General features: G+C 42.2%; 6 protein-coding genes. 5 read left to right on the forward strand and 1 reads right to left on the reverse strand.

Translation table 11 applies throughout. The annotated features are described in order from the left end of the window. Window positions 1-289 precede the first annotated feature (289 nt). The 4 genes from AT705_RS22240 (at window position 290) to AT705_RS22255 (ending at window position 8,384) form a co-directional block, all read left to right on the forward strand. Window positions 290-3,475, forward strand: coding sequence for a M43 family zinc metalloprotease (locus AT705_RS22240; RefSeq protein ID WP_058798524.1), 3,186 nt, complete (start codon window positions 290-292; stop codon window positions 3,473-3,475). 684 nt (window positions 3,476-4,159) lie between these two features. Continuing rightward, window positions 4,160-5,953: a S8 family peptidase gene (locus AT705_RS22245; RefSeq protein WP_058798525.1), complete on the forward strand. Its 1,794-nt coding sequence runs from the start codon at window positions 4,160-4,162 to the stop codon at window positions 5,951-5,953. 249 nt (window positions 5,954-6,202) lie between these two features. After that, window positions 6,203-7,051 (forward strand): DUF417 family protein, encoded by an 849-nt coding sequence (locus AT705_RS22250; protein ID WP_058798526.1) that lies wholly within the window; start codon window positions 6,203-6,205, stop codon window positions 7,049-7,051. 124 nt (window positions 7,052-7,175) lie between these two features. Further along, a complete protein-coding gene (locus AT705_RS22255; RefSeq protein ID WP_058798527.1) occupies window positions 7,176-8,384 on the forward strand; it encodes a tyrosine-type recombinase/integrase in 1,209 nt (402 codons plus the stop codon). Window positions 8,385-9,149: 765 nt separating this feature from the next. Here the strand turns inward: AT705_RS22255 and ydiJ are convergent. After that, complete coding sequence (ydiJ, locus tag AT705_RS22260; protein WP_058798528.1) at window positions 9,150-12,200, reverse strand: D-2-hydroxyglutarate dehydrogenase YdiJ; 3,051 nt, start codon at window positions 12,198-12,200, stop codon at window positions 9,150-9,152. Window positions 12,201-12,348: 148 nt separating this feature from the next. Here ydiJ and AT705_RS25070 point away from each other — a divergent pair, with 148 nt between their 5' ends. After that, a complete protein-coding gene (locus AT705_RS25070) occupies window positions 12,349-12,555 on the forward strand; it encodes a PGPGW domain-containing protein (RefSeq protein WP_082669116.1) in 207 nt (68 codons plus the stop codon). Window positions 12,556-12,589 lie beyond the last annotated feature (34 nt).

Raw genomic sequence — 12,589 nt, forward strand, 5'->3', positions numbered from 1 at the left:
CCTGCCTTACCTCACCAAAATAACAATTATGCAAAATGTTAAATTATACTGTATACAATATAATTTCATTCATGTAAGTTACAAAAAGCTTTCATGACGTACAGAAATCCACCAGCTGTTGAGGTGTTATAGTCAGGTGTCTGATATGAATGCACTTTTGTAAAGTTTCATAAAATCAACAGAGTACTGAATACGGTAAAAATAATAACACTACAAGTTGCTTGGTGAATAAGAGAACACGCATTGCTCATCACCTTGTTAACAAATATATCTACAACAGGAGAATACTATGCCTTTTGCTAAACAGGTATTGGCAAAGACACCGGCCAGAAATAAACTTAGCCATGCTATGTTAATAGCGCTGTCGACGCTGACGTGTGGATCGGCTCTGGCCGGTCAATCTTTAGAGCCAAACTTGGCTGCATCTAAAGACTCACTGCTTTTAAGTACAACTTCGACCAAAGGTCATACCCATGAAGGCCAGATTTGTGGGACGGACCACAATTCACAGGATTGGTCATCTATCCAAAAAGAAAATATCAGACAGCAGTTGATTAGCTCCAGTTTCGCGACGCAAATTATGTCATCTCTGGCTAATCAGGAAGATTTGGCGGCAGAAAACGGCAATGGTATTCCCGGGCGCTATTACATCCCCGTGGTCGTGCATATTTATGGCGACAGGTACAACTGTGAGTCAGGTACCTATTGTTTAACCGAGCAAAAAGTGATTGATGGACTGAATAAATCCAATCAGGATTTTCTGGGTCTGATCACCGATGACGGTCCTATCGCGGCAGAATTTCAGGCGATACGCGAAAATCTGAATATTGAATTTGTGCTCGCTAAAAAAGATCCAAATGGTCAGCCTACCAATGGCATCGTGCGCCATCCGCAAAAAGCAGGCTACGGTAAAGGCAGCGGTGTTGACGAGCAGATTGCCGCCGATGCCTGGGATAACTTTAAGTACATGAATATTTATATTCAGCAAGACTTATATGATGATGGTTCAACCAACAACTCAGGTGTTGCCTGGTACCCTCAGTTAAGCATGTCGCAAGATGGGCTTTCTCGTGTTGTTTATAACGGGGACTATGTCGGCGCTAATACCAATGAAAACTTCCGCTCTGTGCTAACTCACGAGTTTGGTCATTGGTTAAACCTGCCCCACACGTTTGACGGCAATGTATGTACAATCCATTCTGAGGCATTCTGTAACGCGACAGGTGATGGATCATGTGATACACCACAAATGAGTAGCAGCATATTACAAAATAATGCAAAGAATTGCCTGGATCAGCCAACAAACACCGAAAACTTTATGCATTATTCGGATAATTATGCCATGTTCACACAGGACCAAGTGGATAGAATGACCGCTGCGCTTCATGGTCCGGCCAGGGCAACGCTATGGTCCAATGCAAACCTGATCGCAACAGGCCTTGAAGAATATACCAGTAATGCAGACCACCCCTGGGATGGTACTTCTGGCGCAGTATTACCGCCTAAGGGGGATGTGATCCAGTCATTTTCTAATCTTTCTGGTCAAAAAGGTGATGTTGACAATTACGAGATCACGGTTCCGGCAGGCACTCAGGCTGTCGCTTTTTACCTGGATGGTTATGATGAAGACCCGGATATGTATGTCTCTAAAGGTAAAGCGCCGGTAAAAAATGGAGATAACTGGGACGCTGATTTTATCTCATTCAGAAGTGCTGGCTCACCTGAGCTGGTCACAATCTCTGCCCCTTCAAGTAAGGAGTCTTACCATGCGGCCGTCGATGCATTTAGCGCATACTCTAATGCGACGCTCAGCGTAATTTCTGGTACAGATGATACACTGTGTAATGGATGTGAGCGCGTGTTTTTAGCTGAAGTAACAGGTCTAAGCTCTGCGAAAGGCGCGGAACCAAAAACCTATCAATTTGATATTCCATCAGATGCTTTGCGCACTGTTGCGGTCATGCCGGGTGGCTACCAGGGAGATCCGGACGCATACGTTAGTTTAAATTCTATTCCTACTGCGGATAATCATGACTGCGGTCCTTTCAGTGCACCAAGGCACAGCGAATATTGCGAATTTGACGCAGGTGGCGGTAAGCTGAACATTATGATAGATCCTTTCCTTGAGTATAGCGACGCATCATTGGTTGTTTATTATGAACGAGCGGCAAACTCTGAGTTACCAATCGCCGAAGCAAATGGACCCTACAGTACCATTATTGGCGAAGCAATTCAGTTTAGCGCCTCAGGCTCAAATGATGCGAATGGCAGCATAGCTAGGCATTTATGGGAATTTGGTGACGGTAATACATCGACTTCGCCGAATCCGATACACACTTATCAAAATACAGACGTGTATACAGTTAAGTTAACCGTCACAGATAATGACGGAAATACCTCAACGGATACTACCACGGCTGAAGTTAAATCAGATCGCGTTGCACCTACTGCTAAGGCCAATGGCCCCTACTCTGCTATGAATGGTCAGTCTGTTACATTCAGTAGTGCTGGTTCAGAAGATACCGACGGTAATATCGTCAGCTACCTGTGGCAGTTTGGAGATGGTAATTCAAGCAATGATGCCAATCCAACGCATACCTATGCTCAGGCAGGAAATTATACTGCCACGTTAAAAGTGACTGATAACGATGGGCTAAGCCATAGTGCACAAGCGGTAGTCGACATTACAGGTATCGAATATTGCTCTGCCAGTGGTAATACCCGCTATGAATGGATTGCAAATGTTCAAAGTGGCACATTTAGTAACCCTTCACAGGCGAATGGATACAGCGATTTTTCAGCACAGACCATCAAACTGACAGAGGGTGACAACCAGTTTACCTTCACACCGGGTGGTAACTACACTGAACACTGGGTAGCCTGGATAGATTTCAACAATAACGGTCAGTTTGAACAATCTGAGCAGGTTTTAACAGATGTTTCAGGCAAAGGTGAAGTAACAGGAACAATTAATGTCCCCGCAAATATGGCTGGCGCTAAAGCCAGGTTACGTATTGCCATGAAGTATAATGGCGCGGCTCAAAGTGCTTGCGGCACTATTGGCGACGGGGAAGTAGAGGATTATACCGTCGAGATAATGCCTAAAGATACGAGTGGCACGGTACCTGATGCATGTGCGACGCAGCAACCGGTAAGTGGAGGTCGCCTGGATGCTGGTAAAGCTGAATGCCTTGGCGGAGATGGCACCGTTTGGTTATCGATCGGCGATGTGTCATCTGCACAAAATGTGGCAATCACGACGGCGCATGGCACGAGTAACTTACATATACTGTATAAAAATGGCGGCTGGCCAAGTGATAATGATAAAGATGCAGAGTCGAATTCAGGTACCACAACTGAGTGTATTCAAATTGCATCAGGCAGTGAGTACTGGTCTTATCTTAAGATCTCTGGTGACACTGCTAATACCAGCATCATAGTCGACTTTGATGCCCAGCAATGCCGAGGATTATAAAGAGGTCTTAATCTTTATTTAATTTTGAGGCGGTATCAAATCTTGATGCTGCCTTGTTTTAAAAACCATTAATTAATGGGGCTTAGTGAAAGTGAGCCTTATCTAAGCGCAGTGAAATTTCCCCTTCCCTGATAAGTGTCAGTTAATTTTTATCCTGGCTTCTCTTAGCAGAGCAAAAATATACGTATATCTATGTATTTAATATAACTCTGTAACTATAAAAGGTATGCGCATTTTGACAAACTCCTGTTTACTTTATGCTCGGATTTCTGCGTGTTACAGGCGATAACACGCATCAGCGGGAAGCGCGTTCGACTCAGGATCTTGGTTTATGACAAGAGTGAAATCCGCTTGACTGTGAAATTTGGAACTCAGCTTAAAAAGGCAATCTTAGCTGTATTACGCTGAAATGTTCGACATTAAAATGTTCAAAATGCTAATGAAATATTACTATGCATTTATATTTGTTTACATGAAGAATATATCACAATCAATCTCTAGTATGGCGATAAAATATTACAAAACAATGAGGTAAGTGAAATTAAGTCATGTCTTATAACCCGAATTGCACTTTATATAGCCAAAAGTAATTTAAAGTGATGGTAACCATGTGTTTACAGTTGTGAATCTTCTGTACTTGATTATGAATAGAAGGAACAACAACTAATCTAGGGAAAAACTATTATGACAACTAATAATTTAAAAATTGGAGCCATCGCGCTGGCTGTTTCAGGTATGTTCGCTACAACCCATGCATTCGCAAATGACGTTGAAGCAATCTACTCCATTGCAAACATGACGCAACTGAGCCAGAAAATTGAAGGTCAGAATACAGCTGGTACTCAATTTATCATCAAGTATAAAGATAACAGCAACCAACTCATGTCTATTTCAGATGCGGATATGTCGCCAGCAATGATGAACGCGAGAGCTCAGAGTTTTGTGAAGACCTTTAAAAGTAAAAAGAAAGCTTCACTGCAAACCAAGTATGTTCGTAAGATGGCATTAAGCAACCACCATGTTATGCGCGTTAATAAGACATTGACAGCGGCAGAAGCACAAAGCCTGATGCGGGAAATAGCATCAACAGGCAATATCGAATATATTGAAATCGACCAAATGCTTCTGCCGTTCGCAACGCCTAACGATCCGCGCTATTCAGATCAATGGCACTACTTCGAATCTGCTGGTGGCATTAACGCACCAGCAGCTTGGGACAAATCAACTGGCAATGGCGTGGTAGTAGCTGTTCTGGACACTGGTTATCGCCCTCACACTGACCTGAATCCAAATATTTTGCAAGGCTATGACATGATCTCTAATTTGTCTGTGGCTAATGATGGCGGCGGTCGTGATAGTGATGCACGCGATCCTGGTGATGCCGTTTCTGCAAACGAGTGTGGTTATACTCACAGCGCGCGCAGCTCAAGCTGGCATGGCACACACGTAGCAGGCACTGTCGCGGCTGTGTCAAATAATGGTGAAGGTGTCGCGGGCGTAGCATACGATGCGAAAGTAGTACCTGTTCGAGTACTTGGCAAATGTGGCGGTCTGACCTCTGATATTGCTGATGGTATCATCTGGGCATCAGGTGGCTCAGTATCTGGCGTGCCGGTAAACGCGAACCCGGCGGATGTCATTAATATGAGTTTGGGTGGTCAGGGGGCTTGTAGTTCTACCACACAGAGTGCGATTAATACCGCGCGTGCAAATGGTGCAACTATTGTTATCGCGGCGGGTAATAGCAACGCAAATTCTGCAAACTTCAATCCGGGTAACTGTTCAGGCATTATCAATGTTGCTTCTGTAAGTCGTAATGGCGGCCGAGCTTATTACTCTAACTACGGATCAAATATCGATGTAGCAGCACCAGGTGGCGCGCAGAGTTTTGCTAATGATCCAGAAGGTATTCTGTCAACTTATAACACCGGCAGCAATACACCTTCCAGTGACAGCTATGCATATTCTCAGGGTACATCTATGGCAGCACCGCATGTTGCAGGTGTCGCTGCGCTGATCAAGCAAGCCAAACCATCAGCATCGCCGGACGAAGTTGAAAGTATTTTGAAAAGTACAACACGCAGTTTCCCAGCTACATGTAGCAGTTGTGGTACGGGTATCATTGATGCTTCTGCAGCTGTAGATGCAGCGCTCAATGGTGGCGGTGGTAATGAACTACAAGATGGCGTTGCAAAAACTAGCCTGAGCGGTGGATCAGGTAGTGAAACTTTCTACACGTTTAACGTAAGCAATGGCGTAAGCAAAGTAACCTTTACCATGAGCGGTGGCTCAGGTGACGCTGATTTGTATGTACGCGCAAATGCGCAACCTACTCGCACGACCTATGATTGTCGCCCTTACAAAAATGGTAACAATGAAGAGTGTACTGTGAATAACCCTTCTGCAGGTACCTATCACATCATGCTGCGCGGCTATTCATCATACAATGGTGTTAGCCTGGAGGCACAAACAAACTAACAAATACCTCAAAGAGGTTTGCATTTAAGCAGGGCAATGAGTTGCCCTGCTTTCTTGTTAAGATAAGTGGGGGTGAGCTGCTGGTCCTCAGGTGGTTGCCCGCTCTGTGTTTATGTGAACTCAAAGAGTCAAAAGAACTTCGATGTATATTTTACTCATCTCAGTAGGCTAAAAGACTAATTTGAGAGCTCGTGAAATAAATATTGTCTTTACCGGTCTCCTAAGGACAATCAATACTTCAGGAACACTATGTCTCACTCAAATAATTTCAAGCTAATCGCTTTTGTCATTGCGGCCAGTCTGGTTGTGATTGGCAGTTCTTTTATGCTCGGAGGTCATTCTGGATATGTAGAAAAGGCGTTAGGCTTTTATTCGCTAACTGATATATATTCTACGTCAAATCTTGGCCTATTTTTAGGCGTGTTGTTTTTAGCCACGGGGATCACCTTGACTTCATCGCCAATATTACCTTCTTTTCGTAGACCACAATTTTTCTTACTCATTATCGTAAGTGTTATTATGCTATTAACCTTATTCGATTCAAGCCGATGGATAGCAGAGCACGGTGGTTTTCCTGTAATCGGATCGGGCCAGGGTATTATTAAGTATTTTGCGCTTTTGCCTTTGGCATTCTATTTGTGCTTTGGCACACGTGTAGATATCCGTACCCATGTATTACTGAACTACATTCCAGTTGCGATTGTTTTATTCTGGATTGGTGGTATGAAGTTTTTAGAACTTGAAGCAAAAGCAATCGTGCCCCTTGTTGAAACTTCGCCTTTCATGGGCTGGTTATATACCTTGTTTAGCGTACAGCAGGCATCTGACTTAATAGGTATTTATGACCTGGTTTTTGCCATTGTTCTTGGGTTGGGAGTATGGCTCAACAAGCGTATTGTTATGCTGGCTGGTCTGGCCGGAACCGGTGCGGTATTCGTTATGACTCAGACATTCTTGTTTACCGCTGACGGGGGATTTTCCGATGCAACAGTGATAGATGGACTGGGCTTGTTTATTATCAAAGATTTATGGTTCATCTGTAATCTTCTCATCATTCTGGAGTACGTTAAGCAGTCGGATAGAAAGGTCGCGGTGTAATTGCCCGAACAGAACCAGTCAATGGGTGGGTAATTTTCCTTTTAGTGGGATAAGACCGTTGCAATCTCCAAATGCTTAGGTCAGAATAAACCACTGTTTAAATAATCAGTGTTATACACACCTTATGACGCCTCTCGTTGACACACTCAGGCAGCTTAGATATTTAGTTGCGCATCTTGAAGACAATACACTGGCAACTGAGTACCCTGATATTGACCACTTTTTGAAAAATGACGTGTTTGATCCCGAACGGTGTAAAGGTGATCTAGCATTTCTTTATCAGTTTTTGTACGTATATGGTCGTAAATCAGAAGCCACTTTTAATCGCTTTCGCAATGAGATTGAGCGCTTTTATCTGTGGTCCTGGTGTATTCAACAGACTTCGGTATTCGATTTGAAACGAGAGGACATTGAGGGCTATGTTGAGTTTGTTGTTGAAACAAAAGATGAGTGGGTAGCAGATTCAGTACAATGGCGATTTAAGGATATTGAAGGCTTTAGACGAGTTAATCCAAACTGGCGTCCCTTTGTTTACAAGGCTAATGGAGTTAGTCAGCAAACACTTGCATCTATGTTTACAGCGCTCAATGTGTTTTATAAATTTGCAATTTTGGAAGAGAGAACTTTTACAAATTTTGTTCCTGTGGTTAAAAAGAACAGTCCCTATCTGGTGGTCCAGTCACAGATTAAGCTGCCTGACACGCTTAGTGATTTACAGTGGGAATATGTGTTCGGCGTTACAAAAGATCGTTGCGAAAAGGACCCCAAGCTTGAGCGTAACCTGTTTACCCTCGCATGTTTAAAGGGATTGTACCTGCGTATATCCGAACTGTCTGAACGACCGCAATGGGCACCGGTAATGAGTCATTTTTGGCAAGATCAGGATGGGTTTTGGTTTTTACGTATTATGGGAAAAGGCAATAAGCTCAGGGATGTTACATTGAGCGAAGATTTTATTGATTACCTTAAACGTTATCGCCTGAGCCGTGGTTTGAGCTCCCTCCCCCGTGTTGATGAGCCACATCCCATTATTCATAAGCTGAGAGGAAGCGGGGGAATGAATGTAAGACAAATTCGTCGCATCGTTCAGGAGAGCTTTGATCTTGCGATAAAAAAACTGAATGAAGATGGTTTTCAGGAAGAGTCAGAAAATCTCCAGGCTGCGACTTCTCATTGGTTAAGGCATACAGGTGCAACTCATGATGCGCAGCACAGGCCTTTGAAACACTTGTCTGAAGATTTGGGCCACTCTAAAATCGCAACGACTGACCAGATTTATATCCAAACCAATATTAAAGAAAGAGCTAAGTCGGGTATAAATCGCAAACTATAACTTAATCTTGCTATTTTTAATTGTAATTCTTTAAGTAAAATCTATTTTAAATAGCAATCTAATTATTCTGATTTATAAAGCTAATTTCAATCTTGCTTTATAATTGAAAGGCGTTAAAATTTTCATATTTTGCTATGATAACGGCGTGCACATGTCAGTATTGATAGTTTTATTTAATGTTGTCCATCAATCTATTTGAATATTATTCTTATTTAATGTTAAAAAGTTTTTTATTTCTTCCATTTAAAATATGTAGTTTCTCAGTGGCTTTTAATGAAAATATCTCATTACAATATGAGGTTTACTTCACTAAAACTGGATTAAACCTCGGTTTTTATCAAATTAGAATGTCAAATAATATGCCCGGTATAAATACTTAAAAAATACCAGAAAGGTTCTTCCAGCATGTTACCCTACCTCCCTCGTATGACTTGCGTCCTACTTTTAGATAGTTTTTGTCTTGAACATCGCTACAACAATCACTCCACTTTCGTGTTTAATTATCTTTCGATTGCCTAGCCCCTAACTCACTTGGCAATTTGAACGGAAGTAGAAAGCCAGAAAAAGAACACATCATACAAATAATTTGCTCGAGTTTAACTCAGCAATATATTTAATTCGATAAAAAAGTAATCAAAAAGCAAACACCATGCGGTATATTTATTATGTTAAATATAGGTATTATCGGGTAAACGAAGGGAATAGATAGAAAGAAAACAGCATAGCAACAGAAGTGAGACTGAGACTGTTACTATGCTGATAATGTTAGAGGTTATTTGCTATAAATTCAATTGGATGCATGGGCTTTTGATTTTCGAACCGTTTAACCTGGCAGCGGCAAGAGAACCCGGTTGCCAAAATCGTTTCTGAGCCCATCTTTTTCGTATGATGCTGCCAGGACATTTCATACAGGCTTCTTGAATTTTCCTGATGATCCGTTTCATGTCCATAGGTACCTGCCATACCACAGCAACCTGTTGCTGGAGTATCCAGATTAATACCTAGCTGACTGAATATCGTCTTCCAGACATTCTTACTTTCTGGCATCGCGCTGGTTTCAGTGCAGTGACTTAATAATTTCACTTTGTTTGAGTTAGCTTTTGCTTGTTGGCCTAGTACATCCCAGTTCTGAGTAGCGAGCCATTCATGCGCCAGCTGCACTTGAAATGCCAGTTTATCTTTCTCAAGGATCTTAAGATACTCATCCCGATAGCAAAGGACTAACGAAGCATCTAACCCAATCATTGGTCTACCAAATTCCGCGACGCGAGAAAGAAACTCGTTTGCAGAAGATGCGGTTGACTTGAACTCTTTTAGAAATCCTTTTACATGTTGCGCCTTGCCGTTTGGTACGAAAGGCAAGAGGATCGCTTGTTTTCCAAGTTTACCAATTAACTTAATGAGCGCTTCTACCAGCTCGGCTTCGTAATAGCTGGTAAAAGGGTCTTGAACGATAAACACAATATCGGACATTGCTTCTTTTGATAAAGCAGCCAATTTATTTTCGTCGTATAACTGTACGCTTTTAACTCTTGAAGTTAATGTTGGAACACTTAGCTTGGGCGTATCGACATAACCAATGATTTTTCTCAAAGCCAATTTTACGGGAGGAAGATTGACAAAAAGGTTTGTCGTTCTTGGTAGTTTTGCCATCAGAGGTGTGGTTTTTTCAACATTAGCAACCAAGTGATCTTTGAGCGGTCGATTGTACTTACTGTAGTAAAGATTCATAAACCTTGCACGGAAACTTGGCACGTCTACTTTAATAGGACACGCTGTTGTACAGGCTTTACAAGCTAAGCACTCATCCATAGACTCTTTCACTTCATGCGAGAAATCATAAAAGCCTTTTTGTTTTTTCTGATTGTTTCGAAAACGCTCCCACCAGGTTGTATCATTTTCTTTTGAGATTAAGGTTCTTTCCACCGCTAATAGATCAACCCCCTGCTCTTCTTGTAGTCGGAACCATTCGCGGATCAGAGAGGCTCGGCCTTTAGGTGAATGACGACGATCTTTAGTCACTTTGTAAGATGGACACATTGGCGACTTTTCATCATAGTTGAAACAGAGTCCGTTACCATTGCAGTTCATCGCATTTTCAAAACTTTCTCTGACTTCTATATTGATAGACTTATCAAACCATGCGCGTTTTTGATCGTCGACACTTACAAGGCGTTCGGTACTATCAATAGGTGTACAGATCTTGCCGGGGTTCAGGCGGTTATTTTTATCGAATGCTGTTTTAATTTTTCTCAGTTCATTAAACAGTGTATCGCCAAAAAACTCCGGGCCGTATTCACTTCTATATCCTTTACCATGTTCACCCCACATAAGCCCGCGATATTTGGCTGTCAGCGAAACTACCTGATCTGAAATTTCTCGAAGTAATTTCTCTTGTTCCGGGTCACACATATCCAGAGCCGGACGAACATGGAGTACACCAGCATCAACGTGGCCAAACATACCATAGTGTAAACCCTTGCTATCCAATAGCGCTCGAAATTCTAATATAAAATCAGCGAGGTTTTCGGGTGGTACGGCAGTATCTTCCGCAAACGCCAGTGGCTTTTGTTTACCTTTAGTATTACCAAGTAAACCAACCGCCTTTTTGCGCATCGCGTAAATTTTAAGAATATCGGACTTATCATTGGTGAGCTGATAACCGACAACCCCTGCTTCTTTATTATTAATGAGTAGGTCTAGTTGTTTACACAGTGAAGATACTTTATGTTCGATTTCTTCCGGTGTTTCTCCGTTGAACTCAACCATGTTGAGCCCCTGAACGTCAACACCAGGTACATCGGATATTAAGTCCGATACTGAATGCCAGATGATATCCTGCTTCGCAAGATTAAGGACCTTACTGTCAACCGTTTCAACTGAAGTGGCATTCGCAGCGACTAAAAATGGTGAATTTCTGAGTGCGGACTCGAACGAATCGTATTTAATATTGATAAGTGTTTTAAACGGCTGAATACGAGTTACATTTAACTTGGCTTCAGTGACAATACCAAGTGATCCCTCAGAACCTGTGATCACTCGACTCAGATCGAAGGTTGTCATTTGATCGTCGAAAACGTTTTCCAAATCGTAGCCGGTTAAAAATCGATTGAGCCTGGGAAATTTCTCCAGTACGAGCTCTCGGTTTTCTTTGCAGCTATTTAGAACTACATTATAGATTTCACCAACCCGATTAGTTTGTTCAGCGAGTATCTGTGCTTTTTTAACTTCAAGCTTGCTGGTATTGAGCTCCGTACCATCGACAAGGATTGTCTTGAGCTCAAGTACGTGATCACTCGTTTTCCCATAAACAAGCGAACCCTGTCCAGAAGCATCTGTATTTATCATTCCACCTATGGTTGCGCGGTTACTGGTGGATAGATCGGGCGCAAAAAAGAAGCCATACGGTCTTAGAAAATCATTGAGCTGATCTTTGATTACGCCGGTTTGAACTTTTACCCAGCCCTCTTCTTCGTTGATCTCAAGAATCTCGCGCATGTAACGAGATAAATCAACAACGATACCGGGTGTAAGTGACTGGCCATTGGTACCTGTACCACCGCCTCGAGGGCCGAAACTTAGAGAAAGAAAAGGGTCCAGTGATGCAACTTGCATCGCAACCTGTACATCCTTCGAATTACGTGGATAGATAACAGCCTGGGGAATTTCTTGATAAATACTGTTATCAGTGGCAGTGACTATCCTAGTTGCGTAACTTGTATCGGTATCTCCGCTAAAGCCCTGGCCTGTGATTTTTTTGATGTAGTCAATTAGTAATGTAGTGGCAGAATCCTGCTGGGTAATTTCGGCAATCATGACGGTAATAAATTATTGCTTTGACAGCATTGTATCATGTTGAGTGCCATTACAAATCCGGAATTTTTCGTTTTGTTACATTTAGAAAAAGATTGTATTTGGAATATGAAGTACGCTTGTAGTTAACTATATAACCCACGAGGTTGGTATGAATAAGTTACTTTTGAATGTGTTAGCTGTAGTTTGTGCCTTGTTAGCTTTACTATTTGTTGTTGTGCCAGGCCCTTCCATTGTTTTTTTGTTAGCCGGCCTACTTTGTTTGTCGTTTAATTACTCTTGGGCTAGGGATTACTTGAAAAAAGCGCAGGTTGGATTTAAGGCAATGTGCGTGCAACTGGATAAAAGATTAAGGTAATCTGAAAACAAAAAGGCCTGCAAAGACAGGCCTC

It is taken from the genome of Pseudoalteromonas rubra, assembly GCF_001482385.1.
In the GTDB taxonomy this organism is placed as follows: Bacteria; Pseudomonadota; Gammaproteobacteria; order Enterobacterales; family Alteromonadaceae; genus Pseudoalteromonas; species Pseudoalteromonas ardens.